The organism is Pleurocapsa sp. PCC 7327 (genome assembly GCF_000317025.1).
Classification (GTDB): domain Bacteria; phylum Cyanobacteriota; class Cyanobacteriia; order Cyanobacteriales; family Microcystaceae; genus Hydrococcus.
On sequence record NC_019689.1, the window covers coordinates 2,632,395 to 2,656,195 of the forward strand.

The 23,801-nt window shown below is 44.9% G+C and carries 24 protein-coding genes and 1 pseudogene; 12 read left to right on the top strand and 13 right to left on the bottom strand.

Annotated features, from left to right (window positions below):
* Nucleotides 1-47: 47 nt before the first annotated feature.
* Nucleotides 48-1,991 (top strand): FAD-dependent oxidoreductase, encoded by a 1,944-nt coding sequence (locus tag PLE7327_RS11700; protein WP_015144040.1) that lies wholly within the window; start codon nt 48-50, stop codon nt 1,989-1,991.
* 68 nt (nt 1,992-2,059) lie between these two features.
* Here PLE7327_RS11700 and PLE7327_RS11705 read toward each other — a convergent pair whose 3' ends face one another.
* Together PLE7327_RS11705 and PLE7327_RS24845 are read right to left on the bottom strand one after the other, a co-directional pair.
* Complete coding sequence (locus PLE7327_RS11705) at nt 2,060-2,749, bottom strand: PEP-CTERM sorting domain-containing protein (protein WP_015144041.1); 690 nt, start codon at nt 2,747-2,749, stop codon at nt 2,060-2,062.
* 60 nt (nt 2,750-2,809) lie between these two features.
* Nucleotides 2,810-2,965 (bottom strand): hypothetical protein, encoded by a 156-nt coding sequence (locus PLE7327_RS24845; RefSeq protein ID WP_015144042.1) that lies wholly within the window; start codon nt 2,963-2,965, stop codon nt 2,810-2,812.
* Between the two features lie 120 nt (nt 2,966-3,085).
* Between PLE7327_RS24845 and PLE7327_RS11710 the strand changes: the two genes are divergently transcribed.
* From PLE7327_RS11710 to PLE7327_RS11720, 3 genes are all read left to right on the top strand, one after another.
* Nucleotides 3,086-4,657, top strand: a complete 1,572-nt coding sequence (locus PLE7327_RS11710) for a YcjF family protein (protein ID WP_015144043.1) — start codon at nt 3,086-3,088, stop codon at nt 4,655-4,657.
* Between the two features lie 164 nt (nt 4,658-4,821).
* A complete protein-coding gene (locus PLE7327_RS11715; RefSeq protein WP_015144044.1) occupies nt 4,822-6,120 on the top strand; it encodes a homoserine dehydrogenase in 1,299 nt (432 codons plus the stop codon).
* Between the two features lie 42 nt (nt 6,121-6,162).
* Nucleotides 6,163-7,065 (top strand): M23 family metallopeptidase, encoded by a 903-nt coding sequence (locus PLE7327_RS11720; RefSeq protein ID WP_015144045.1) that lies wholly within the window; start codon nt 6,163-6,165, stop codon nt 7,063-7,065.
* 156 nt (nt 7,066-7,221) lie between these two features.
* Here the strand turns inward: PLE7327_RS11720 and PLE7327_RS11725 are convergent, their stop codons facing one another.
* The 4 genes from PLE7327_RS11725 to PLE7327_RS11740 form a co-directional block, all read right to left on the bottom strand.
* The gene (locus PLE7327_RS11725) at nt 7,222-8,049 is read right to left on the bottom strand and encodes a hypothetical protein (RefSeq protein WP_015144046.1); all 828 of its coding nucleotides are present in this window, start codon (nt 8,047-8,049) and stop codon (nt 7,222-7,224) included.
* Between the two features lie 90 nt (nt 8,050-8,139).
* The gene (locus PLE7327_RS11730; protein WP_015144047.1) at nt 8,140-8,934 is read right to left on the bottom strand and encodes a type 1 glutamine amidotransferase; all 795 of its coding nucleotides are present in this window, start codon (nt 8,932-8,934) and stop codon (nt 8,140-8,142) included.
* Between the two features lie 163 nt (nt 8,935-9,097).
* Nucleotides 9,098-9,481 carry a DUF6056 family protein gene (locus PLE7327_RS11735; RefSeq protein ID WP_015144048.1) on the bottom strand — a complete coding sequence of 128 codons (384 nt, stop codon included), beginning with the start codon at nt 9,479-9,481 and terminating at the stop codon, nt 9,098-9,100.
* Nucleotides 9,482-9,574: 93 nt separating this feature from the next.
* Nucleotides 9,575-10,540, bottom strand: coding sequence for a hypothetical protein (locus PLE7327_RS11740; RefSeq protein WP_015144049.1), 966 nt, complete (start codon nt 10,538-10,540; stop codon nt 9,575-9,577).
* Nucleotides 10,541-10,764: 224 nt separating this feature from the next.
* Here PLE7327_RS11740 and PLE7327_RS11745 point away from each other — a divergent pair, with 224 nt between their 5' ends.
* A complete protein-coding gene (locus PLE7327_RS11745; protein WP_015144050.1) occupies nt 10,765-11,826 on the top strand; it encodes a glucokinase in 1,062 nt (353 codons plus the stop codon).
* An 80-nt stretch (nt 11,827-11,906) separates the two neighbouring features.
* Nucleotides 11,907-13,889 carry a DNA sulfur modification protein DndD gene (dndD, locus tag PLE7327_RS11750; protein WP_015144051.1) on the top strand — a complete coding sequence of 661 codons (1,983 nt, stop codon included), beginning with the start codon at nt 11,907-11,909 and terminating at the stop codon, nt 13,887-13,889.
* A 204-nt stretch (nt 13,890-14,093) separates the two neighbouring features.
* On the opposite strand, the gene PLE7327_RS11755 is transcribed toward dndD, so the two are convergent.
* Nucleotides 14,094-14,531, bottom strand: coding sequence for a DUF29 domain-containing protein (locus tag PLE7327_RS11755; protein ID WP_015144052.1), 438 nt, complete (start codon nt 14,529-14,531; stop codon nt 14,094-14,096).
* A gap of 266 nt (nt 14,532-14,797) precedes the next feature.
* Between PLE7327_RS11755 and dndE the strand changes: the two genes are divergently transcribed.
* Entirely contained in the window at nt 14,798-15,181 is a 384-nt protein-coding gene (gene dndE / locus PLE7327_RS11760; RefSeq protein ID WP_015144053.1) for a DNA sulfur modification protein DndE, read from the top strand.
* On the opposite strand, the gene accC is transcribed toward dndE, so the two are convergent.
* The 4 genes from accC to PLE7327_RS11780 form a co-directional block, all read right to left on the bottom strand.
* Nucleotides 15,182-16,531 (bottom strand): acetyl-CoA carboxylase biotin carboxylase subunit, encoded by a 1,350-nt coding sequence (accC, locus tag PLE7327_RS11765; RefSeq protein ID WP_015144054.1) that lies wholly within the window; start codon nt 16,529-16,531, stop codon nt 15,182-15,184.
* A 64-nt stretch (nt 16,532-16,595) separates the two neighbouring features.
* On the bottom strand, nt 16,596-16,844 hold the full coding sequence (locus tag PLE7327_RS11770) for a hypothetical protein (protein WP_015144055.1): 249 nt from the start codon (nt 16,842-16,844) through the stop codon (nt 16,596-16,598).
* Between the two features lie 137 nt (nt 16,845-16,981).
* Nucleotides 16,982-17,776 (bottom strand): S-adenosyl-l-methionine hydroxide adenosyltransferase family protein, encoded by a 795-nt coding sequence (locus tag PLE7327_RS11775; protein WP_015144056.1) that lies wholly within the window; start codon nt 17,774-17,776, stop codon nt 16,982-16,984.
* Between the two features lie 190 nt (nt 17,777-17,966).
* Complete coding sequence (locus PLE7327_RS11780; RefSeq protein WP_015144057.1) at nt 17,967-18,164, bottom strand: NblA/ycf18 family protein; 198 nt, start codon at nt 18,162-18,164, stop codon at nt 17,967-17,969.
* 612 nt (nt 18,165-18,776) lie between these two features.
* Here PLE7327_RS11780 and PLE7327_RS11785 point away from each other — a divergent pair.
* The 5 genes and pseudogenes from PLE7327_RS11785 (at nt 18,777) to PLE7327_RS11800 (ending at nt 22,174) form a co-directional block, all read left to right on the top strand.
* Nucleotides 18,777-19,271: an RNA-binding protein gene (locus tag PLE7327_RS11785; RefSeq protein ID WP_015144058.1), complete on the top strand. Its 495-nt coding sequence runs from the start codon at nt 18,777-18,779 to the stop codon at nt 19,269-19,271.
* A gap of 131 nt (nt 19,272-19,402) precedes the next feature.
* The gene (gene rpiA / locus PLE7327_RS11790) at nt 19,403-20,116 is read left to right on the top strand and encodes a ribose-5-phosphate isomerase RpiA (RefSeq protein ID WP_015144059.1); all 714 of its coding nucleotides are present in this window, start codon (nt 19,403-19,405) and stop codon (nt 20,114-20,116) included.
* A 94-nt stretch (nt 20,117-20,210) separates the two neighbouring features.
* Complete coding sequence (gene proB / locus PLE7327_RS11795; protein WP_015144060.1) at nt 20,211-21,320, top strand: glutamate 5-kinase; 1,110 nt, start codon at nt 20,211-20,213, stop codon at nt 21,318-21,320.
* A 60-nt stretch (nt 21,321-21,380) separates the two neighbouring features.
* Nucleotides 21,381-21,485 (top strand): annotated as a pseudogene (locus tag PLE7327_RS26555) (Rieske (2Fe-2S) protein); the annotation flags it as partial.
* 77 nt (nt 21,486-21,562) lie between these two features.
* The gene (locus PLE7327_RS11800) at nt 21,563-22,174 is read left to right on the top strand and encodes a pseudouridine synthase (protein ID WP_015144061.1); all 612 of its coding nucleotides are present in this window, start codon (nt 21,563-21,565) and stop codon (nt 22,172-22,174) included.
* A 468-nt stretch (nt 22,175-22,642) separates the two neighbouring features.
* Here the strand turns inward: PLE7327_RS11800 and PLE7327_RS11805 are convergent, their stop codons facing one another.
* On the bottom strand, nt 22,643-23,068 hold the full coding sequence (locus PLE7327_RS11805; protein WP_041393196.1) for a hypothetical protein: 426 nt from the start codon (nt 23,066-23,068) through the stop codon (nt 22,643-22,645).
* Nucleotides 23,069-23,126: 58 nt separating this feature from the next.
* On the bottom strand, nt 23,127-23,699 hold the full coding sequence (cobU, locus tag PLE7327_RS11810) for a bifunctional adenosylcobinamide kinase/adenosylcobinamide-phosphate guanylyltransferase (protein ID WP_015144063.1): 573 nt from the start codon (nt 23,697-23,699) through the stop codon (nt 23,127-23,129).
* Nucleotides 23,700-23,801: the final 102 nt, after the last annotated feature.

Consider the following 23,801-nt stretch of genomic DNA (forward strand, 5'->3'; position numbering starts at 1 on the left):
ATTCGCTCGATGACACAATTAAACCCGTAAACGAGTCTGAGGAGTTCATGAATCAGCCATCACAATCTTCTTCTCTCCCATCGATTTCTCGACGAACTGCCCTAAAACTGCTCGGCGTTGGCGCTGTTGGAGGACTGGTGGGATATTCTCGCTTTTGGAAACCCCAGCCATCGGTATTTATTCAAGATAGTTTGGCGCTACCGTACCGACTCGATCGCCAAAAAACCGTCGTTATCGTTGGGGCGGGGTTGGCGGGACTAGCTTGTGCCTACGAGCTGAGTCAGCGAGGCTTTGCCGTTACCTTGTTGGAGCGATCGCCCAATTTGGGCGGTAAAATTGCCAGTTGGAAAATTCAAGTAGGGGAAGAAGAGTTTATGATGGAACATGGCTTTCATGGCTTTTTCCCACAGTACTATAACCTCAACAGCCTCATTAAAGAACTAGAAATTAGCGACAATTTTAAATCGTTAGAATTTTATTCCCTAGTGTTTCGTCAGGGGCAATACGCTCCCGAAATTTTTCGTCCCAGTCACTCGGCTTTTCCCTGGAATATCGTTGACTTGGCGATTTCCTCTCCCAATCGATTTCGCTGGGGAATTAACCTAACCCAACCCTCTCATTGGCAGGTATTTCGCGCGATTACAGGGTTCCAAATTCCCAAAAGCTTCAACCGCCTCGATGGCATTTCCGTAACTGACTGGGCACGGGGAGGCTTTCCTCAAGGATTGTACGATCTCTATTTTCTTCCCTTCGCTAAATCGAGCCTCAACGCGCCCGATGTATTGAGTACGGGAGAATTATTGCAGTTTTTCCACTTCTACTTTTTTGGCAATCCCGAAGGTTTGGCTTTTAACGGCACTAGAGACGATATGGGAACGAGTTTAGTACAACCCATTGCTCGTGCGATCGCGCGCAACGGCGGCAAGATTATTACCGAAGCAACCGTCAGCGAAATTCACTGCCAAAATGGACAAATTGACTATTTAACCTATCAGAAAGGAAACAGCTACACTGACGTTCCGTTTTGGGTAGAACGCAATCCCTTCCTCAAAGAGGAACGATTAGAATATTACGGATCGGGCGATCGCGTTTTTGCCGTCAAACTGGGAGGCGATGAAGCGATTTCCCTCACTTGTACTCACCAGGGCTGTACGGTAGGGCGACAAGCTGATGGCAAGTTTCTCTGTCCCTGCCACGGCGCGTTGTACGACGAGCGAGGAAAAGTAGTGCGAGGTCCTGCCAAACGAGACTTACCGCGTTTTAATATCCTTCAACGGCAAGGCGAGTCGGTGCAGTTAATCGCTGCGTCGCCAATTTTGTCTCCAATTGGAGACAAAATTCAGGCAGATTATTACGTTATCGCCACAGACGTTCCTGGGGTACAGCACTTATTTGGACTAATGACGGGCGAGGTCAATTCAACGGTTAAAGCGCGGGTAGAAAAATTAGCGAGCGCCGATCCCTTTGCCGTAGGGCGTTTCTGGTTCGATCGCGATTTTGAGTGGGAACACAGCAACTTTACCTCCCTTTCCGGTTACCAACTCACCGACAGCATCACCCTCTATCACCGCATTCAGGAGCAATTTATCGACTGGGCAAAGCGTACTGGCGGCAGCGTGGTCGAGTTACATGCCTACTGTTACAAAGAAAAAGACTTTCCCACTCAGGAAGTCCTGTTAGAAACTTTCGAGCAGGAATTGTACGAAATTGTGCCAGAACTGGCACAAGCAACCGTTCTCCATCGAGAATTGGTCAATCAGAAGAATTTTTCTGGCTATCCGCCCAATAGCTATCGCGATCGCCCTCAAACCAGCACCGAAATTCCCAATTTAATGTTTGCCGGAGATTGGGTGAAAATGCCTTTTCCCTGCGGATTGATGGAGAGAGCCGTTAGTAGCGGCTTACTTGCGGCTAATGAAATTCTTCAGCAAGAAGGGGTACGGAGAAGAACGATCTTTTCGGTCAATCCTGAAGGACTGTTGAAAATTTAACTATCGAGCGATCGAAGTAAAGGCGTTGCCGATCTAGCAACGCCCGAAAATTTCTAGCTACAACCTAGCTAGTCTTTCTTGGCCTTGGCTTTTCCTTGGGTTTTTCTACGGAAAAATGCGCCAAATCCTACTGCCATCCCTGCACCAGCGATGGTTAGGGGTTCGGGAACGGCGGCAAAAGATGCGGAGTAGCTAGTCTGAAGACCGCCATTAGCAAGGAGTCCGGGAAGATCGTCTACCGTGCCAGTAAATTGAGAAGTAAAAATTCCTCTCCCGATCAAGGTTGTTCCCGAGCTACCCTTAAACACGCCATCAAAAGAGTACTGAACGAATGTAGTTGGCTGACCGCCAGGGGTTGGACGTGCTACAAATTCAGGCGCATTGATGGAAGCTAGCGTAAAAGTCTCTCCGTTGGCTAAAGATACGAAATCGTCCAACGGTAAAACAGTCCCTTGAGGGTTGAGAGGCGCTGGCGCCAGGGTCAGATCCTTAATCGTAGCCTCAGTGCCGCTAAGCCCGGAATAAATTCCTCTGCCTGTCAGAACGCGAGTTTGATTAAAACTAAACGTAACGTTGTCGTCTTCGGTACCTGCCTTTCCATCCGCACCAAGACTACCAGTAACATTGACTCCACCGCCGAGATCGAAGCCACCTAGATCGGTGCTAAAAGTAGCAGCTTCGGCAGAATTAACAGATAGCGCTAGTCCGGCTGCGGCTAGCGGAGCCACTAAAGCAGCTTTGAGCAATTTTGTTTCCATTCTCTTTACCTCACCTTGGCTAGGTTACTCTGGATAGACTAATCTAACTTTAATAGAGAGTCAACGGTTAGCGATCGCCAGCAGGAATAATTTGCTGGCAATCGCTAGTTTAACCGATGATTTTGACCCATGATCGACTAAAGCAAGAAAAGTCGTGTTTTTTTTACCAATCTGGAATGATTGTCCAGTTTGTTCTGAGTTTAATACAACTTCCATAGGGAAGATTCCTGAAAAAAACTGGGTTAGCTTTCTCTAAGCTAGGCTATAGTTGAAGCGCTAAGCTACGATTTTCGCTCTAGTTAGCCATCTCGAAATATCTCATCGCAACGACGATACATGCCCCTCTCTCGCCTGCTGATTTGGATTCTCGGTCTGAGTTTCATCTTCGGACTAATGATCTGGTTAGTCCATTCGATTTATCGGCTTTACCTTACTATTAGCTGGACGGCTCCTTTGCTGGCCAATTTGTTACTGTTATTACTCGTCGCGTTGTTGGGGCTATTAATTGCTGCTTTTGTTTATTACTTTCAACTCTATCCTGCTAAAAAGTCTCGCCAAAAGGCACAGCAGCGCCGCCCAGTCGCCAAACTGCCCGAACAAAAAACCGAAGCGGCAGAGGAAGCCCTCAAAGCACTCAGAAAACAAGTCAAGCAAGTTCAGGATAGAGTAGCGCAGCAGGCACTATTGAGCCGTTCTCGCGAAATCGAAGCCAATTTGGCGCGCGGAGAACTGCAAGTCGTCGTCTTCGGGACGGGTTCGGCGGGAAAAACTTCCCTCGTCAATGCCATTATCGGACAGATGGTGGGCAACGTTGAAGCGACGATGGGGACGACGCAAGTCGGAGAAACCTATCGTCTTAAGTTGCGGGGCTTGGAGCGAGAAATTCTGATTACCGATACCCCCGGAATTCTAGAACCGGGCATTGCCGGGACGCAACGGGAACAGTTGGCGCGACAGTTAGCAACCCAAGCCGATTTGCTGTTGTTCGTGGTGGATAATGACTTGCGGCAGTCGGAATACGAACCCCTGCAAACTCTAGCAGAAATTGGCAAGCGATCGCTGCTTGTTTTCAACAAAACCGATCTTTATACCGATGAGGAGCGAGAAATAATTTTAACCAAGTTGAGGGCGAGGGTAAGAGATTTTATTAAAGCTGCCGACGTGGTCGCGATCGCAGCTAATCCTCAGCCGTTTCAATTAGAAAGCGGTGCCATTGTCGAACCCGAACCGGAAATTATTCCTTTAATCAAACGCTTAGCCGCCGTTTTGCGAGCAGAGGGAGAAGATTTAATCGCCGATAATATTTTATTGCAATCTCAACGCTTGGGCGAAGAAGCTCGCCAAATTATCGATCGCCAGCGACGACAACAAGCCGATAAAATTATCGAACGCTATCAATGGATAGGCGCGGGCGTTATTGCCGTTACTCCTTTGCCCGTCGTCGATATGCTGGCAACGGCAGCAGTCAATGCCCAAATGGTCGTCGAAATCGGTCGCGTTTACGGTTGCGAACTCAATAGCGATCGCGGTAAGGAATTAGCCTTATCTTTAGGCAAAACTTTGGTCAGTTTGGGCGTAGTCAAAGGGGCGGTCGAATTATTAGCCAGAGCGCTTCAATTTCAGATCGCCACTTATTTAGTCGGCAAAGTAATTCAAGGTGTAACGGCTGCCTATTTAACTCGCATTGCCGGGAAAAGTTTCGTGGAATATTTCCGTCACGATCAAGATTGGGGAGATGGCGGTATTACTGAAGTCGTGCAGCGACAGTTTCAATTAAATCGTAGGGATGAGTTTGTTAAAGCATTCGTCAAAGACGCGATCGCGAGAGTCGTTAAACCGATCGCAGAGACCTTAGAAACAGAAAGGGAAGAAGAATTGGTGGAACTTAGCGAAGATGATTGGCGATAGTGACTTCCTCTAGCTGTGGAGGGGCGCTTGTGGAGAAAACTCAGGAATAATCGAGAATCAAAAAAGTTTCGGTCAACTAGCGGTGGAAGCGTCAAGAAAGGCTTTTTAGATAGTGCAGGAAAGCAGCTAATCTAGATAAGGGTTAGCAATTGAGGATAATAAGAGTGGCTTTTAAGATAGGTTTGCTGGGATTAGGAACGGTAGGAACGGGAACGGCAGAAATCATCCTCAATCCTGCTGGGCGGCATTCCCTGCTCAAAGAGATAGCAATTCATCGGGTAGGGGTGCGATCGCTTGATAAACCGAGAGGCATACAATTGCCCCCCCAAGCAATAACGACGGATTTAGAGGCAATCGTTACCGATCCCGAAATCGATATCGTCGTGGAATTGCTCGGAGGATTAGAACCCGCGCGATCGCTGATTCTCAAAGCCATCTCCGCCGGCAAGCACGTCGTCACTGCTAACAAAGCCGCGATCGCTCGCTACGGCGATGAAATCTATAGTGCCGCTAACGCGGCAGGCGTTTATGTCTTACTAGAAGGGGCTGTTGGCGGCGGCATTCCCGTCATCAAACCCCTCAAGCAATCTCTGGGGGCAAATCGCATCGCTAGCATTATCGGCATTGTCAACGGGACGACGAATTATATTCTCACCCAGATGACCGCAGCGGGGGCTGATTTTGATGAAGTTCTGGCTGAGGCGCAAAAATTAGGCTACGCTGAAGCCGATCCTACGGCTGATGTCGATGGCTTAGATGCCGCCGATAAAATCGCCATTCTTGCTTCTCTAGGATTTGGCGGACGGGTTAAACGAGAAAATGTCTACTGCGAAGGCATCCGTCAAGTCAGCGCCGCCGATATTAATTATGCCGATAAATTGGGGTTTGTGATTAAATTACTGGCGATCGCCAAGGGATCTGGCGGCTACGAATCCGATACCTTACAATTGCGAGTTCATCCTACCCTCATTCCCAAAACTCATCCCCTAGCCGGCATTAATGGAGTCTTCAACGCCATTCTCGTCGAGGGCGATCCCCTGGGACAAGTGATGTTTTTCGGTCCCGGTGCGGGTTCGGGTCCCACTGCGAGCGCCGTCGTATCCGATATTATGAACATTGTCGGCATCCTCAAAAGTAGTGGCAAAACCCAATCCCTCGATCCCCTATTAACCTGTACCCACCAACACTATTGCACCATTACTCCCATCGAAGAGTTAGAAACTCGTTTTTATGCCCGTTTCCTATGCCGAGATATTCCCGGCGTAATCGGTCATTTAGGAACCTGTTTTGGCAACCATCGAGTCAGCTTGGAGTCAGTGGTTCAAATCGGTTTCCAAGGCGAGTTAGCAGAAATTGTCGTCGTGACTCACGACGTTCGCGAGGGGAACTTCCGTCAGGCATTGCAAGAAATTGGCTGTTTGGAGGCAGTTAAAACCATTCCTAGCATTCTCAGAGTGTTGTAGCATTTCTAATAACCGATTGCTAATCATTATTTGACCGATCGCATGTTTTCTTGGCTATTTCCCCTCGCTACGGCAACTCTAATTAATCCGGCAATAATATTCCAGACGAAACACCCCGAACTGGCGATCGTTGCTCAATCTCCAGGCGAAACCGGACAACATTCCCAGGGAATATCCTGTCAGCCACCCTTGCTCTCGCGCTTGCAGCGTCACAAAATTGCTCCAGGCGAAACCGCAGCCACTATCGCCCAAAAATATAATTTACTGCCAGAAACGCTGATTCGACTCAATCCCATTTTGCAAGGAGGTTCTGTGCCTGTGGGAAGCGAAATTCTCATTCCTCCCATGAACGGCGTTCGCTTAGAAGTTCCAGCTGGGGCAACCTGGAAAGACCTAGAAAATGCCTATGGAGTACGTGCAGATGTTTTATTTGAACTTAACGGCTGTCAAAAAACTCCTAAAGTCGTTTTTATTCCTGGGGTAAATTGGACTGCCAGAGACAATGCCAGGAGGAACTACACGGGACTAAAACATTATCCCCTCCCTCAAAATGCTCGCATCGGATTGCCCTACGGCTGGCAAAAAGAGGCTACCGACGGAAAAATGATGTTTCATAGCGGCGTCGATTTCCTAGCCGAATCGGGAACGCCAGTATTGGCAGCAGATGAGGGAACTGTTGCTTTTGTGGGAGAGGAAGGTCCCTACGGATACTTAATCGTTATCTCGCACGGAGAAGAATGGCAAACCCGCTATGCCCATCTAGATAAGGTTCGGGTCAAAATCGGTCAGCAGGTTAAGGCAGGAGAGGTCATCGGAACGGTTGGGACGACTGGGAAACCGGATATAAAAGCGCCTCATTTACATTTTGAAATTCGTTACAAATCGCCTGCGGGTTGGGTAGCGCAAGATCCGAAACTACATCTGCCAGCAGGAACTAGGGAGTAATGAAAAAGAGGGAGAGTGGGGAGATGGGGAGACAATTAACGACTAACCACTAACTATTAACTAATCCCTAATCCTTTCATCCAAAATGGCATGAGAAACTGGGCGGTTTGAACCGCCACAGAATCTAACTTAATCCGAGCAGCGATCGCGCACAAATCACTCATCCATGGGAACAAACATTTGCGTCTCTGGCACGTATTTCCAGGCGATTCCTTCTGGATCTTTGCTTTGACTCCATTCTGGAAAATCGGGGCTGGATTTGCGCCTTGCTACCGTACTGGCATTGATATCGAGACGTTTGGCAAGATCGGCTTGAATTAGGGCTAGTCCCGATTCCTCCCGTTTGGGTGCGCCACTTTCTTCTATTGTCGCTGGTTCGGCAGCAGCTTCTTTCTCAGCAACCGAAGTAGGCTCGATCGCTGCTTGCGCTTGAGTGGTAATTTCTTCTGCTGGCGGCTGAGTCGCTTCTTTTTCTTTTTGGTTGGCTAGTTGAGCGATCGCGCTAAAAGAGGGTTTTTCGGGCGCGCTAATTAATTGAGAAGTTGTTTTTCTCGATGGTAGCGGTTCTTCCTCTTCCTCGTCTGAGATCGTGTCGCTATCATCAAAAATACTTCCCAACGCACTAACGGTAAGAAAGTAATATACCGTGCCTTTCTCTTTGTAATCTTTGCGTTGAGCGCCGTATTCCTCTGCTTTTCTCTCTAAAAAACGTTTAGCTGCTCTTCCAGTTAAATTAGCTTTTAGGGACAAGTCCATTACCGTCAAAGCTCCCTGATTTTCTTTAATCAGTTGAGTAAAGAAGGGATTGACTTGCTTGCACCATTGTTGCCATTGGTAATTGTCCCAAATTTTTAAACCGATGCTGAAGGCTATGAGTAACAACAGTAATGGCCAGGCAGTAAAGATTACTACTAGCGCCACCGCAATGGGAAGAATCAGGACAAGAACGCCCGCCGTACCATTTTCTAATACTTTTCCAGTCATATTTTCTGGTTGCTCTTATCGTTAAATGGCAACTCTTATGCAATTGAGAATTGCCAATCGCGTTGTAAATAAAAATTCTATATCAATAGTTTAGGGTGTCTTGTGCAAGCTGGGTAACTCTAATCGTTTAAACATTGCTTCTCTTGCTCGCCACGCGAGCGAATCATCAAGTTTTGTTAAGACCATCTCGGTTTGATACTTCTGCCGCAGGGCGGTTTGAATCAACCAGTCTGCAATGAAGGGATTTTTTGGCAGGAGAGGTCCGTGAGAATAAGTTGCGATCGCGTTGCGATAGAATGCTCCTTCTTTGCCATCTTCCCCATTGTTGCCATAGCCTTTGATGACCTTGCCCAACGGGGCGATATTGCCCAAATAAGTTCGACCGCCGTGATTTTCAAAGCCAATGACAATCGGCGGTTCTCCTAGCATTGTCCTTAAATCTTGCGCCAAGGGAGAGGCAGTAATTTCAAAAACCACGTTACCGATGCAGCGTTTCGCCTGGGGACCGGGATGTTTGCTGACGAAATCGAGCAATCCTAACCCTTCAATTCTTTGCCCAAACGCAGGTTCGTAGTAATGGCCGAGGAGTTGGGGAGAACCGCAGGTGAACGCTCCCGGCGTGCCCGATTCGAGTTTATCGCGTAGCGCTTCGGCTTTTGCCCCTTTTAAGTCGCGCATGACGATTTCTTGCTGTCGGTCTTGTGCGCCGCCACCGACGATGAGATCGACTTGGTAGAATGCAGTTGCTTGAGTTTGTTGGTCTAGCGGAACGATCGATACTTCAATCCCGCGCCACCGACAGCGGCGTTCTATGCAGATAACGTTCCCGCGATCGCCGTAGGTACTCATGAGAGTTGGATAGAGCCAGCCAATTTTTAGTTCCATTTCTATCGTTTAGGAGTTTGCCCAAAATTTTCCAATAGATGGAGAGATATTCTACATCATCCAATCCTATTGGCTGATTTGCTTATGATGACGGAACCGATCCTTATTCTAGTTTCCGCGATCGGGTCAATTTTAATTTGGTTCCCAGAAAGCTAAAGCTCAATTAACGCTTATTAGTAATAGCTATGGAATCTAAATTAAAAAATTTTGCATAACATTCATTACTCCAATAGGTAGGGTCAAGAGTAATATCGTCAAGATAAATTGTTTTGGGTATACGCTTGTTTAATGCTGGAACTCTAAAACTTTTTTCATTTTCAGTAATATTTTTTGCGATCGATTCGTATCTATTTTGTAATTCGGAATGATAGCGAGGAGCATTAATGAATAAATCATAGGTTGCTTGTCCGAAATGACTATCAAATACGATTCCAACAATCATTACTACCCATGCAGAAATTGCAATATACTTGGGTACAATTATTGTTTCAGTTTGCCGCTCTCCTAAACTATTAATTAAGACGATAATTCCTAAAAACCAGCCCATCAAAAAGATAAGATAGCTTGTGTTTAAAACTCGACCTGGTAAATAACCTGCAGAAACATAAGGCAGGAAAAATGTTATGGCTACTAAAGATGTCTAAATAACAATATATCCAATTCTCAAAAACTTTTTAGTTTCTATAATTTGAGGTATTCTATATAGTTTTGCTAACGAAGTTGATATAGGAATAAAAATGAGACTGACACTTAATAAGACAGGATTTAAAACCCAAGAATTGAGAGTACATATAAATTGAATTGCAATTCCAAAAATCATTTTTAAGGAATAATCAGCCTGCTCTTGCTCTACAGTTACATTATATCGTTGAGAAGTTCCAGGAGACAGGAAAGATAGAGCTATAGAGATTATAGTTACTCCTAAAACAATTCTCCATATTAAAGAACTGTGATGTTTAGTGTAACTTGTTAATAAAACGCCTATAAAAGCTATTGTCAATAAAAATATAGCAAGAATTTCAGAGGAACCTGCAATGGCAGCAGCAAGCAAAGCACAACCTAAACCATAAATAATTTTCTTTGAAAAACTACTAGAATTAAGTATTCGATCTTTTGATAAAAGTAAAGCTAAAAGAAAAAATAATAATATATTACCTAATGTATAGTAAAAAGCTCCATTTAACCAGTAAAATCCTTCTACCGTTGAAGGCATTCCGCACAAATAGATAACAAATCCTAAATAAGTTGCCCAAAATATATTCAAATTAGAGCTTATTTTGCCAGCGATCGCTTTGAAAAAGCAAAACAATGAAATCCAGAACATTCCAAACAGAAATGGAGCGACAAACTTATAAAGTTTCCAAAAATTAGTTGTGTAGTTATCTTCTCCAAATAAACCGACTATAACTGCATACAAACTATTAGCTGCTGTCCCAAAATAACGACCCGACCAATTAAGATACCAAAATATTTGAGCATTCCAAAAGCCTAATTCTAATACTTTATTTGCGTAGCAGAAATCATCGGTAGATGGATGATTGAAATAAGATAGTAATAAAAATGGAATGATAATAACTATTAGAGTTATTTTGAAAAAATTATTCATTGACAAATTTTTTAGCCAAATATTTATCTAATAAATTGGAATTGTTCAATTCGTAGAAATGAGTTTGTTCCAGCTTGGAATTATGTAAATCGAACCAAATTTGTTAGCTAGTTAGGCTGCAAATACCTCACCTATAGTAAGATTTGAGTATCATAAAATAATAAATTATTACTCTCAAATTAATATAAACTAATCGATCGAATACAAAAAAACAACAATTTACTATGGCAATTTTACTAGCTGGAGACATTGGCGGCACAAAAACTATCTTGCGGTTGGTTAAAGCGGAACAAACGGAAACAACGTATAAATTCCCAACCTTAACCACGCTTTACGAGCAAACTTATTCGAGTAAAGAGTTTCCCGACTTAGTGCCAATCGTATGTCGGTTGCTAGAGGCAGCGACAGAACAATTGGGAGAACGACCAATAGTTGAAAAAGCTTGCTTTGGCATTGCCGGACCAGTAACCAACAATACTGCGAAACTGACAAATTTAAGTTGGTCGTTGGAGGGCGATCGCATCGAGAGAGAATTATCTATTTCTCAAGTATCTCTCATTAATGATTTTGCTGCTATTGGTTACGGTGTGTTGGGATTATCCGAGCAAGATTTGTATGCGCTACAGACAGTCGAAAGCGATCGCAATGCTCCGATCGCTATTCTAGGAGCGGGAACAGGATTAGGAGAAGGATTTTTAATTCCTCTCTCAGACGACAGCTATCGCGTCTTTAGCAGCGAAGGAGGTCATGTAGATTTTGCCCCCCATTCTACCCTAGAGTTTCAGTTACTCAATTATATTTTGGAGAAGAATAATTTAGAGCGAGTTTCTGTCGAACGAATCGTATCTGGACAAGGAATCGTCTCAATTTATCAGTTTTTATGGGACAGGGATAGTTCTCAATCCTCTCCTACCTTTGCCAAAATCTATCAAACTTGGTTGCAAGAACTCGGCAAGGAAGAGAAAACCGTCGATTTAGCAGCAGAAATTTCCAAAGCAGCGATCGCGCAAAGCGATCGTCTGTGCCAACAAACCATGAGGCTATTTGTAGAAGCTTATGGAGCAGAAGCAGGAAACCTAGCGCTAAAATTATTGCCCTATGGCGGACTCTACATTGCTGGTGGCATTTCTGCCAAGATTTTATCTCTCTTGAAGCAAGGAGACTTTATGAAAGCTTTCAAAGCTAAAGGAAGAGTCAGTCCCATTCTCAATAAAATTCCCGTCTATGTGGTTCTCAATCCAAAAGTTGGACTGATTGGAGCTGCCTTTCGTGCCGCTCAAATCTAGCGATCGAAGGATAGGTGGTATAATCTATCCTCTTACCAATCTTTTTAGGAAGATATCAATAATTTTATTTTTAAATTTTCATGATTTTTAAAGAGTTAGTCTTACAAAACTTTGGTCCTTATGCCAATCGTCATGTCATTAACTTAAATCCAGAAATTAATGAAAATACTCGTCCAATTATTCTTTTTGGTGGCATGAATGGTGGCGGGAAAACAACTCTTATGGATGCTATTCGTCTTGCTTTATACGGACAACGCGCTCACTGTTCTACTCGCGGTAATTTAGGGTATAGTGAATTTCTGACTCAAGCAGTTAACAACCAAGCTTCATCAATAGAGCAAACCCGTATAGAGCTGGCTTTTGAACATATTATTAATGACCAATGGAAAGAATTTAGAATTGTCCGCAGTTGGACAAAAAATCCTAAAGATGGAAAAGACAACTTAGGCATTTTAGACACGGATTGGCCCGATCCTGCCTTAGCCAATACTTGGGATGAATATATTGAAACGATTCTTCCCTTGGGAATTTCTAATCTCTTTCTTTTTGATGGAGAACAAGTTAAAGAACTGGCGGAACAAGAGACTCCTCCTCAAGCCGTTATTGAAGCCATCCAGTCTCTATTAGGACTCGAATTAGCCGAACGGTTATCTATCGATCTAGATATCCTAGCCAGTCGCAAACGAAAGGCTTTAGCCAGTGCTTCTCAATTGTCAAATTTAGAAGAAATTGAAGCCAGACTTAAGCAATATAACCAAGAGAAAGAACTTGCCCAAGCAGCTTTAGGTACATTACAACAACAGCTCAAAGAAGCACAAAAAAACTATCAAGAAGCAGCCGATAAGTTTCGGACTGAAGGAGGCAGAATTGCTGCCCAAAGAAGTCAGTTAGAAAGCAAGCTCGACGAACTCGCTAAAGCAACAGATAATCAACGCCAAGAAATGTGCGATCTAGCATCCGATCTTTTGCCATTAGGATTGGTGACTCCTCTATTAAAACGAGTAAAATTACAAGCAGAAACAGAAGCAAAGATTCTACAAGCAAAAGTGGCTAGAGATGTTATCCAACAACGAGACGATCGCCTGTTGGAATACCTAGACAAATTATCTTTGACTTCTAAACAATTAGAAAAGATTAAATTATTTCTCCAAGAGGAAAATCGCTCTCTAAATCAAGAACTAGATCTCAATAAAGAGCCGTGGTTGTGTATTGATGAAGAAGGAATTAAACTGCTGGAGAATTTATTAGAACATCAACTTTCCATGCAGATAGATTTAGCTAGCAAACAAATAGAACGATTAAAACAACTCGAAGAAGAATTGGATTCGACTGAGAGACAATTAGCTGTCGCTGCATCGCCAGAAGACTATCAAAAGTTAGACCAGCTTGTTAAAGAAGCGCAAAAAGAATTAATTAAACGCCAAGCAGCTTATGAGGCAGGAAAGCATAAGTATGAAGAGGCGATCAAAGCGATTGACAAAATAAAAAAAGAACTAGAAAAATATAGCGAACAGGCAATCGATCGCGCTAACGACGAACATATCATTAAATCGGTGGCAAAAGTTCAAAAAACGCTCCAGCTTTTTCGAGAACGTTTAACTCTGAAAAAGTTAAATAAATTAGAGGGAGAAGTGACTGAATGTTTCCGCTATCTTTTGCATAAATCGGATTTAGTGCATCGAGTTGCGATCGATACGAATAATTTCAGTCTTTCTCTCTACGATTTGCAAGGTTTGCCCGTTCCCAAACATCGCCTCTCCGCTGGAGAAAAACAATTACTCGCGATCGCGTTTTTATGGGGACTGGCACGAGTTTCTGGTCGCAATCTACCCGTTGCGATCGATACCCCGTTGGGACGTTTAGATTCTTCCCACCGCAGTAATTTAGTCGAACGCTATTTTCCTACTGCATCCCATCAAGTTATCCTACTTTCTACCGATACCGAGATAGGTAAAGTCGAAGTGGAACAGCTACGCGAACAAGGCGCGATCGCGCGGGAATATTTATTAAAATATGACTCTCAAAAGCGTCAAACTGTTGTAAAAACTGGATATTTTTATTAAGTTTTGCTAAAAATTTTTCTTTTTTTAAAAATAGGGCTTGATTTCGCGACTCCTTGACTTTATTATTTAAACAATGGAATATTTTTGTTTATCTATACTCGATTCTATTTCCATTATTTAAAATGTCAATAGCATAATATCACAAAAAAGAGAAATTAGTCAAATTTATAGCGAACGTCATTCTACTAATAAAAAAAGCGATCGCTATGGCAGATAATTTTCATCTAATACCTGCCCAACAGAAAACGGACATTCTTCAGGGAAATAATCTGCATTCAATCCCGTCTCGTCTGAAGCCAACAATCGAGCTTTTTGGTAACATTCATCAAATATGTTATCAAAATAATTCTTAAGACTAGGACTATCAATGAAAGCTTCTGCTATTCTTTGACGATGCTCTCTAATACTACTTCTCCAGTTACTGGTTCGCTTTTCGGATTGATATTTATACTTAAGCAGGTGCATCAACAAGATTTTTAGATTGCTGTAGAGGGCTTTTTTCTCGCTTCTCCCCATACTCAAGATTTCTTCTATTAAATTATCCAAGTCTAACTCTTCCCAATTCCGTTGTTCTAACAATTGAGCAGTAACTATCGTCCATTCGAGAAAATCTTTTTCGTACAAAGATGCTAAATTAGCCATCACCCACGCTCTCCCCCTCAATTCTTTGATCGATTAGTTCAATTTCTCTTTAATAGCCTCTCTCAGAGAATATCTGAAAAGTTAAAACATCATGTTGAGCGAAGCGAAACATCTTAATAGATTTCTTGGAAAAGTCATTAACTTAGCGGAATTCTTTGCGCCTTTGCGCGAGACTATCATCCCATGATTGTGCAACGCCTTTTTTCTATCAAGATTCTATCCTTAAAATTTATATTAACATTATCAGCCAAGAGAGAATTAATTATATGGAATTGCCAATCGAGCGCATTCGCCTTTCACAAACCGCAAAAGATCGACTGGTAAAACTCAAACGCCAGACAAAAATCGACCAATGGAATATTTTATGTCGATGGGCATTTTGTCGTTCTCTCGCCGAACCGAGTATTCCGTCTCCGGTTCCCATTCCTGCCGATAGCAATGTAGAGATAACATGGAAAGTCTTTGGCGGAGATATGGCGGATCTCCTATTAATTGCACTCAAACAACGCTGTCATGAGGATGGTTTAGGAACCGACAAAGAAACCCTCGCCACTCAATTTCGACTGCACCTGCATCGCGGCATTGGTTATCTAGCAGGCGATCCCAACCTTAAAAAGATAGAAAATTTACTTGCCTTAACCTTAAATTGACTAATGATTCATCAAATGCTCTTCGACAAACTTGGTGTAAACATCCCCAGCAACAAAGGCGGGATGAGCAAGAATTTTTTGATGGAAACCGATGGTAGTGGGAACGCCAGTAATAGCACATTCTTTTAAGGCACGTCTCATGCGCTTGATGGCTGTCTCTCGATCCGGTCCCCAAACGATCAGCTTGCCGATTAGAGAATCGTAGAATGGGGGGATTTCATAATCGGTGTAGACGTGAGAATCCATGCGCACGCCGGGACCGCCAGGCGGAAGATAGGCGTTAATTTTGCCGGGATGGGGACGAAAATTGCGATCGGGATCTTCGGCATTAATGCGACATTCGATCGCGTGACCTCGGAAAGTAATATCTTCTTGAGTAAGTTGAAGTTTTTCCCCTTGGGCGATGCGAATTTGTTCGGTAATTAAATCCAGTCCGGTAATCATCTCGGTAACGGGATGCTCGACCTGAATGCGAGTATTCATTTCCATAAAATAGAAATGACCGTCGCGATCGACTAAGAACTCGACCGTTCCAGCACCAACATAATTAATCGATTTAGCGGCGCGAACGGCAGCTTCTCCCATTTCCGAGCGCAATTGGGGCGTGAGGATCGAACTGGGAGCTTCTTCAAGTAACTTCTGGTGTCGCCGTTGAATAGAACATTCCCGTTCTCCCAAATGGATCGCGTTTCCGTAGCTATCGGCTAGGATTTGAAATTCGATATGGCGGGGACGTTCGATAAATTTTTCGATATATACGCCGGGGTTGCCAAAGGCGGCTTCAGCCTCTCCTTGAGCGGCGCTAAACAGGCGAGAGAATTCGCTGTCTTCGCGCACCAGGCGCATTCCCCTGCCGCCGCCGCCAGCCGTCGCCTTAATCATAACCGGATAGCCAATCTCGCGAGCGATCGCCAGCGCTTCCTTCTCACCTGCCACCAATCCCCAGCTTCCGGGAACGGTGGGCACGCCTACCTTCTGCATCGTTTTTTTTGCCGTCGATTTATCCCCCATGGCGCGAATGGCTTCGGGAGAAGGACCGATAAAGGTAATTTGGTGATCGGCGCAAATTTCGGCAAAGCGGGCATTTTCGGCAAGAAATCCATAGCCGGGATGAATCGCGGTCGCGTTGCGAGTTAAAGCTGCGGAGATAATGTTGGGAATATTGAGATAGCTTTTGCTACTCGGCGGAGGACCGATGCAGACACTTTCGTCGGCTAGCTGAACGTGAAGGGCGTGGCGATCTATAGTAGAGTGAACTGCAACGGTAGCAATCCCTAGTTCTTCACAGCTATGGAGAATCCGCAGGGCAATCTCCCCTCGATTAGCAATTAAAATCTTGGAAAATTGCATTAGATAAACGAGCGCCTCAAGTTTTGATACTTAAGTTAGAATATACAGTTTTGAGGACTTAAATTCACTCAACTCGATTGGCTAGCTCGGAGGGAGGGCGATCGCTACTCCAAGACCACCAAACCTGACCGCATTTGCATTGGTAAAATTCCTGCCATTTACGGCGGTAATCCTCTCCTATCACCGGCGCTCGTCGATTGATCCAAACTCGTTGCGCTTTGATAGCAGACGCTCTACAGCGAGGACAGCTAAAATCAAGGGCGTGAACGGCTGTCTCTGTCCAGCCGGGAGGAGTGGGGCTAAAAGCATCCATAGCAGCTAGTTCCTAAATTTTCAATCGCCATCTTTATCTAGAGATAACAAATCATTCCCGCTCCTGGAAGCGAGAAATTTTTGCTCATCCAAAGTCAGAGTAACAAATTATTGGTAAGCACAAGCAAGCGACTGCATTCAAACAGGCTCATAAGTTACTAACTGGTTGACTTTGGGTTTGCCAAAGCGCCGCCACGCGCTGCCACCGCGCAAGAACAACTCCACCCAGCGCACCGACCTTTTCTCTCCCGGCAACGTCCAACCAGAACTCCCCGGCGCAAAGGCAAGCGTTCCTTCTGGCACCCGAAAGCTTCCATCAGAATAGATCGCATCGCTGACCACATCCCCCACGCGCACGACCACTTTAGTTTCGGGTTTTAGGTTAACCGAGTCAGCCAAAATCGTCGTCTTGAGGTTTCCGTAGCCATCTATCCAGGCTACTCTGTCGGTTGGAAAGTCAGGAATTTGTTCGGGCGAAATTTCATCTCCCAATAAACTGCGATCGCCTTGAACGAGGGCAGCGGCAGCAGTCGGAAAAACATCGCGGGAACGAAACTGAGAGCCACCCCGCGAGACGTTAATCATATGAATAGAGGAGGCTGCATTCTTGATAAAAGATAGAGTATAGCCCGCCCAAACTCCAACAACTCTAACTCCATTGGGAAGAAGGGCGTAAGTTAACCCTTCTCCTTCGTTATCGATGCGAGCTTCGGGATTATCTTGTCGAGGAGCGCAGTTGTGATAAATTAGGCGACTTTCTGGCCCCGGATTCAGCCCCAGTTGAGCAATCCAAAAGCCAGTAGCAAGAGTGCTGAATGGCGGGACGGAAAAGCAGTGAATTTGAGCGGTTGGCAGATGTTGCAACAAGCGCTGGCTTACTTCTGCAAAGGCTGGATCGTTAGCACCGTAGTCGGCAATTAGACTAATGAACATTAAGAGAGCTGCAATTTAAACCAGACTCATTGTATTGATAAAGCTCTCAGTCACACCAAAACTAATATATAAATTTAACTCTAAAAACTACTATACAAAATTTGCTGTTGGTTAACGCCCCAGCATCCCCAGCTTTTTTCCGAAAAGGAACCTAGCTAGAGAAGGAGGTCGCCCTTTCCAGCGAGGTTTGCTACTGAGACCAGGAATTAGACTCTAAACCCCATTGATGCTTGATAAAGGATTTGTACATATTCTCGCGCATCAACATTTGTTCGTAGAGTTTGATCAGGAACTCCTGTGCCTGTTCGCGACTCATCCGTTCTACCTGAGTTTGGAAAGAACGAATGCTGAACTGTTGTTCCAAAGAAAGTTCGATTGGTTGAGACATAGTTGGCTTTTACTCCTTTTCTAGAGTTTGTCGCTTGCAAACATTCAGGATATATTTGTATCATCCCTATACTTTTTAGTATAAAGCAATGTAAAAAAAAATTGACAAGATATCTGTCTTATGTATTAGATACATGACAATTTCTTCTTTCTCATGATTTCCTCACACTATCTCAAGTATTCACGCAAGTAGTACGATTAACGGGTAAAATCTTATATAGTAAGGGTTTCGGAGAAAAAACGCTCCATCTAGCCAATAGCCTAAGTATATATACTTAAAAATTTAAGAAAACTTGACCAGCAACCGCACAATAGTTTGACGAATTGCGTAAACATTCTGTAATAATCAAATATGGCAGCCAAATATAGCTGTTGACTCAAGTACTGAACGTCCGCGAGCCAAAGCGCGAATCTTAGTTCTAATCGCAGTTGAAACCTAGAGGAAAAGAGATTTTGACGGCACGAGCCGATATCGATAAGAAAAGCTGGAGAAATCGGGAAATTAATCGCTGGGAAATTTCTTGCCTAGCCCATTTGACATTATTAAAATTATGGCTCGTCAATGTCGCGCCGAAAATTTTTCACGCAAACCCAATATTTGGAGGGATTTTTCATGCCTGTTCGTCTTTATGTAGGTAACTTACCCAAAGAACCTATCGAGCGTCAAGCGCTACAAGAAATGTTTGCCGATGCTAGCGAGGTGCTGTCTACCAAGGTGATCAAAGACCGCAAAACTGGCAAGTGTAGAGGGTTTGCCTTTGTCACCCTACCAACGGATGAAATGGCAGACCAATTTATCGAAAAATATAACGGTCAGTCTTTCATGGACAGCCCTCTCAAAATTGAAAAAGCCCTACCTCGTTCTAAGGGGAAAGGGAAAGAAGAATCCGACTCTCAAGAGCCATCTCAATCCTCTCCTGAGGAAACGACAGCTTCTAGCAGCCCTAATCCTAATCCATCCGGACGCAAGAACAACAAAAAGCGTCCTCGCTCTCAGGGAAATAGTAGCAGCGGCGGCACCGGAGCTGAGGGATTTCAACCCGATCCTCGTTGGGCAGATCAGTTAGCCCAACTTAAGGAAATGCTAGCCGCTCAAAGCAGCAACTAATTCCAGTTACCAGCTGCCAGCTATCAGAAGCTAGCGATTGGCTTTTAAAGGCTGGTTTCTGGTAGCTGTTTGTTGTACGCCAAAGTCAATCATTAATAAATCCTATAGATACCAAAAAGGAGTTTTTTAGTATGACAGTTAACGTCGATCCCCTTGTCATAATGAAACAAGAAGTCGGCAAAGCAGCTGCCAGTCGCGTCAAATCTGACTCGATTGTAGGGTTGGGTACGGGATCGACAACAGCATACGCGATCGAGTACTTGGGAGAACGTCTCAGAAAAGGCGAATTAAAAAATATTGTCGGCATTCCTACCTCCTTTCAGGCGGAAGTATTGGCGAGAAAGCATCGCATTCCTTTGACGAGTTTAGATACCGTCGATCGCATCGACATCGCGATCGATGGGGCTGATGAAGTCGATCCGAACAAAAATTTGATCAAGGGCGGCGGTGCGGCGCATACTCGCGAAAAGGTGGTAGATAGCCTAGCAGATCTGTTCATCGTCGTTGTCGATAGCGGTAAGCTAGTTGACAAGCTTGGTTCGACTTTTTTATTACCTGTAGAAGTTATCCCGATGGCAGTTGCTCCCGTGATGCGATCGCTAGAAAAGTTGGGAGGTAAACCAGAACTGCGCATGGGGGTGAAAAAGGCAGGGCCCGTGGTGACAGATCAAGGTAACTTGGTGATCGATGTTAAATTCGATCGCATCGACGATCCGGCTTGTCTGGAAAAGACGATTAATAATATTCCCGGCGTTTTAGAAAACGGTCTATTTGTAGGAGTTGCCGACATCATTTTGGTCGGTGAAATTAAAGAAGATCGACCTTTGGTTAGAGAAATAATCTGAGATTCTATTTTCCCCAACACCGAAAAGCGATCGCCTAAGATTAGGAAAGCTAAAGAATTTGAGAGACGATCGATAGAGCGATCGCTCGTCCCATATGCCCCAAACTATCGTTGTCAAAATTGGTACTTCCAGTCTCACCCAAGTAGCAACGGGTAAACTAGCCCTCTCTACCATTGCTGCTTTGGTAGAAACCCTCACCCGCCTGCGAACGGCGGGATATCGAGTCGTTTTAGTTTCTTCGGGGGCAGTGGGAGTTGGCTGTGCCAGACTGAATTTAAGCGAGCGACCGCGCAAGATGTCGCTCAAACAAGCAGTAGCTGCTGTCGGTCAGGGACGGTTGATTCGCGTGTATGACGACTTATTCACCAGTCTCGGACAACCAATCGCTCAAGTGTTGTTAACTCGCCGGGAGCTAATGGATCGCAGTTGCTATGTCAATGCTTACAATACCTTCCAGGCGCTTTTCGAATTAGGCGTTATTGCGATTGTCAACGAAAATGATACCGTTGCCGTGGAAGAACTCAAGTTCGGCGATAACGATACGCTCTCAGCCTTAGTTGCTAGCCTCATCGAGGCTGACTGGCTATTTATCCTCACCGACGTAGATCGACTGTATTCTGCCGACCCGCGCCTCGTTCCCGATGCCAAACCGATCGCGCTAGTCAACTCTACAGACTTTGCCCAGTTACAAGTAGAAGCAGGTTCGAGCGGTTCCCGGTGGGGAACGGGGGGAATGGCAACTAAATTATCGGCTGCTCGCATTGCCACCAGTGCTGGCGTAAGAATGGTCATTACTCGCGGCAGACAGCCGGAAAATATCGAAAAAATATTGCGCGGAGAACCAATAGGAACGCAGTTTGAGGCGCAACCGAGAACAGAGAATGCCCGCAAGCGGTGGATTGCCTATGGATTAATTCCGATGGGAAAACTCTATCTCGATCGCGGCGCGGTGGAGGCAATCTGCAAGGGCAGTAAATCTTTGTTAGCAGCGGGAATTACCCGCGTTAAGGGAGATTTTGTCGCTTCCGAAGCCGTACAGTTGTGCGATGCAGGCGGCAAAGAAATTGCTAGAGGAATTGTTAATTACAACAGTGCGGAGATCGAACTGATTAAAGGGCACCACTCAGAGAAGATTCCCGCGATCTTAGGCTATGCTGGTGCCGAAACGGTGGTGCATCGCGATAACCTCGTGCTTTTGGATTGAGAGTCCATTAGGATTGCTCTATTACCTTCTACAGAAATTATTCAAACCTTTATGGATCCCGATACGATCGCGATCGCAAGTTCCTATCCAAGGCAAAACCCGAAAATTCGGCTGCCAAATGAGGAGATTATGTTCTATGCTCAAAAGCTTTATCATGATTGGTAGTCGCGCCGTTTCTCCTGCTCCCAGTCGCACTTGAGAATGCCGTACAGTTCTAAATCTACGGCAGAACATTAAGATGTATGTTTCGCTGCCTTTTGTTTTACAAACCTTACGGAGTATTATGTCAGTTCACCGACAATAGCGATGAAACAGTGACGCGTCAAACTTTAAAAGATTACATCCCTATCCCTGCGGTTTACCCAGTAGGAAGACTCGATCGCGACAGCGAAGGGTTGCTCTTGCTCACCAATAGCGGACGCTTGCAACACCGCCTTTCTCATCGCAAGTTTGCCCATCCCAGAACCTATTTAGTCCAAGTCGAACGCATTCCCGACGAAACTGCCCTCGATCGCCTGCGAGAGGGAATTACCATTCAAGATTACCGCACCTGCAAGGCAATAGTAAGAAGATTGCCTGAAGAACCGGACTTGCCCCCTCGCGATCCCCCCATTCGCTATCGCAAGAACGTTCCTACCTGCTGGTTAGAAATCACGCTCACAGAGGGACGCAACCGACAAGTACGGCGCATGACCGCAGCGATTGGGTTTCCAACCCTGCGACTGGTGCGGGTAGCGATCGAGATTCAACAGGGACGGGAGAAGGTTCGGTTTCATCTCGATGGTTTAGCGCCGGGAGAGTGGCGCGAGGTCACAACCGCCGAACGCAAAGCACTAGAACAGTTGTGTCGATAATAGTTATTCAAAACATCAAAGTTTTGAACTTTGTAGATCGTGGATATCATAAAATGCTAGTAGCTTGGGAGTAATACCTATTCGCAATTGGCAATTATTAGTTCGCAATTAGTCAGCAGATCTCTGAGTAAGGCTTTTTCATTGAGCATCCTGGTTGACTGACAAATCTTTGTCCCCCCATCCCTAAATCCCTTCTCCCACAAGGGGCGAAGGGACTTCAGGCCAAAGTCTTAAGTGGAAAGCCCCTCTCCCGCTCGGGGAGCGGGGTTGGGGTGAGGGCGATTTGAGTTTTGTCACTCAACCAGTTGAGCATCTGTAGCGTTCTTTTTTAGAAATGGTATAAATTCCCAAGATAACAACACAATTCCTCTGAAGAGGACTTTGTTGATTGGCCAAGAAATGAATTTTTTGGCGGGTAAGAGGTTTTTGCAAAAGATTTAACGAGTTTTTGTAACTATTTATGATGCGTCAAAAAACTTCGCTACTTCTGTCCAACCGTTCTCTAATTTTATTTAAATGCGCCAAACTGTCTACTGGCAAACGGGGAGACGGTAAGTCAGAATTGGGCCAAATAGGGAGATCGTGACAGGGACAGATAGGCGATGGAATGCCAAACTCGATCGTGGGAACGGGCATACCGCATCTAGCGCATGGGTTTATATCCCAAGCAGGGGATAGAAGTTGATGAATGCTTTGTTCGGTTCCTTCAAGATAACAACTCCCCGCCTTGCTAGCTAAAATACGCTGCCAGCAGGATTCAAATTCTCTAGAATAGCGATCGCCTTCAAAAATTAATGCGGGCAAGATGGCTTCTTGTCCGTTATCTAGCAAAACTTTCTTTCCCAACTGAAACCAGTAAGCAAGGTACTGTTTTACTTTTTCCTGTGATGCCATAGTCATGTGCTGGCTGGCTGTAAGCTTACTGTTCTATGCTATCGTTTTAACTTCCCTCTCAAGAAAGTTTAGAATCTTTTAAGGGTTTGCCTAAAAGAGTGAGATTGAGAACGTGACCTCCAGCGATCAGATAGACGGAATCAGCAATTACGCCGATCTGACGTACTAAATCGCCCAAACGATCGCGAAATAGCCTGCCCGAAGGATAGGCGGGAACCACTCCCCAACCCGTCTCCTCTGCGACTAAAATAATATCAACTGCGGCTTGTTGTAAGCGATCGAGCAACTCGACGGTGATTTTTTCCCATGTTGCCTCATCGCGATCGAGCAAGTTGGCTACCCAAGTTCCCAGCGAATCTACCAATAAGCATTGAGGAGGCGTGACTGCCTCAAAAGTAGCGGCTAGTTCTATGGGCACTTGTAGCGTTTGCCATTCTGCTGGTCGTCTGAGGCGATGTTTTTCGATCCGCGCTTGCCATTGCGAATCGCTAGGATCTATGGTAGCGGTCGCCACGTAGACGACGGATTTGCTAGTCTCTGTGGCTAGCGTTTCTGCCCATTCGCTTTTGCCCGAACGGGCAGCACCCGTGACGAGAATAATTTGTCTGGATGGGAATTGAGATCGATTCATTATTAGAATAGAAAACAAACTTGTCAGCGTTGCTGTGAAAGGTTATCCTTGTGGCACTTCTCTTGCGATCGCGTCAAGACTTAAACTCATTATTAAATAACT

Coding starts and splice junctions, on each gene's coding strand:
- PLE7327_RS11700 (WP_015144040.1), top strand. CDS start 48: ATGAATCAGCCATCACAATCTTCTTCTCTCCCATCGATTTCTCGACGA.
- PLE7327_RS11705 (WP_015144041.1), bottom strand. CDS start 2,749: ATGGAAACAAAATTGCTCAAAGCTGCTTTAGTGGCTCCGCTAGCCGCA.
- PLE7327_RS24845 (WP_015144042.1), bottom strand. CDS start 2,965: ATGGAAGTTGTATTAAACTCAGAACAAACTGGACAATCATTCCAGATT.
- PLE7327_RS11710 (WP_015144043.1), top strand. CDS start 3,086: ATGCCCCTCTCTCGCCTGCTGATTTGGATTCTCGGTCTGAGTTTCATC.
- PLE7327_RS11720 (WP_015144045.1), top strand. CDS start 6,163: ATGTTTTCTTGGCTATTTCCCCTCGCTACGGCAACTCTAATTAATCCG.
- PLE7327_RS11725 (WP_015144046.1), bottom strand. CDS start 8,049: ATGACTGGAAAAGTATTAGAAAATGGTACGGCGGGCGTTCTTGTCCTG.
- PLE7327_RS11730 (WP_015144047.1), bottom strand. CDS start 8,934: ATGGAACTAAAAATTGGCTGGCTCTATCCAACTCTCATGAGTACCTAC.
- PLE7327_RS11735 (WP_015144048.1), bottom strand. CDS start 9,481: ATGGGCTGGTTTTTAGGAATTATCGTCTTAATTAATAGTTTAGGAGAG.
- PLE7327_RS11740 (WP_015144049.1), bottom strand. CDS start 10,540: ATGAATAATTTTTTCAAAATAACTCTAATAGTTATTATCATTCCATTT.
- PLE7327_RS11745 (WP_015144050.1), top strand. CDS start 10,765: ATGGCAATTTTACTAGCTGGAGACATTGGCGGCACAAAAACTATCTTG.
- dndD (WP_015144051.1), top strand. CDS start 11,907: ATGATTTTTAAAGAGTTAGTCTTACAAAACTTTGGTCCTTATGCCAAT.
- PLE7327_RS11755 (WP_015144052.1), bottom strand. CDS start 14,531: ATGGCTAATTTAGCATCTTTGTACGAAAAAGATTTTCTCGAATGGACG.
- dndE (WP_015144053.1), top strand. CDS start 14,798: ATGGAATTGCCAATCGAGCGCATTCGCCTTTCACAAACCGCAAAAGAT.
- accC (WP_015144054.1), bottom strand. CDS start 16,531: ATGCAATTTTCCAAGATTTTAATTGCTAATCGAGGGGAGATTGCCCTG.
- PLE7327_RS11770 (WP_015144055.1), bottom strand. CDS start 16,844: ATGGATGCTTTTAGCCCCACTCCTCCCGGCTGGACAGAGACAGCCGTT.
- PLE7327_RS11775 (WP_015144056.1), bottom strand. CDS start 17,776: ATGTTCATTAGTCTAATTGCCGACTACGGTGCTAACGATCCAGCCTTT.
- PLE7327_RS11780 (WP_015144057.1), bottom strand. CDS start 18,164: ATGTCTCAACCAATCGAACTTTCTTTGGAACAACAGTTCAGCATTCGT.
- PLE7327_RS11785 (WP_015144058.1), top strand. CDS start 18,777: ATGCCTGTTCGTCTTTATGTAGGTAACTTACCCAAAGAACCTATCGAG.
- rpiA (WP_015144059.1), top strand. CDS start 19,403: ATGACAGTTAACGTCGATCCCCTTGTCATAATGAAACAAGAAGTCGGC.
- proB (WP_015144060.1), top strand. CDS start 20,211: ATGCCCCAAACTATCGTTGTCAAAATTGGTACTTCCAGTCTCACCCAA.
- PLE7327_RS11800 (WP_015144061.1), top strand. CDS start 21,563: ATGTTTCGCTGCCTTTTGTTTTACAAACCTTACGGAGTATTATGTCAG.
- PLE7327_RS11805 (WP_041393196.1), bottom strand. CDS start 23,068: ATGGCATCACAGGAAAAAGTAAAACAGTACCTTGCTTACTGGTTTCAG.
- cobU (WP_015144063.1), bottom strand. CDS start 23,699: ATGAATCGATCTCAATTCCCATCCAGACAAATTATTCTCGTCACGGGT.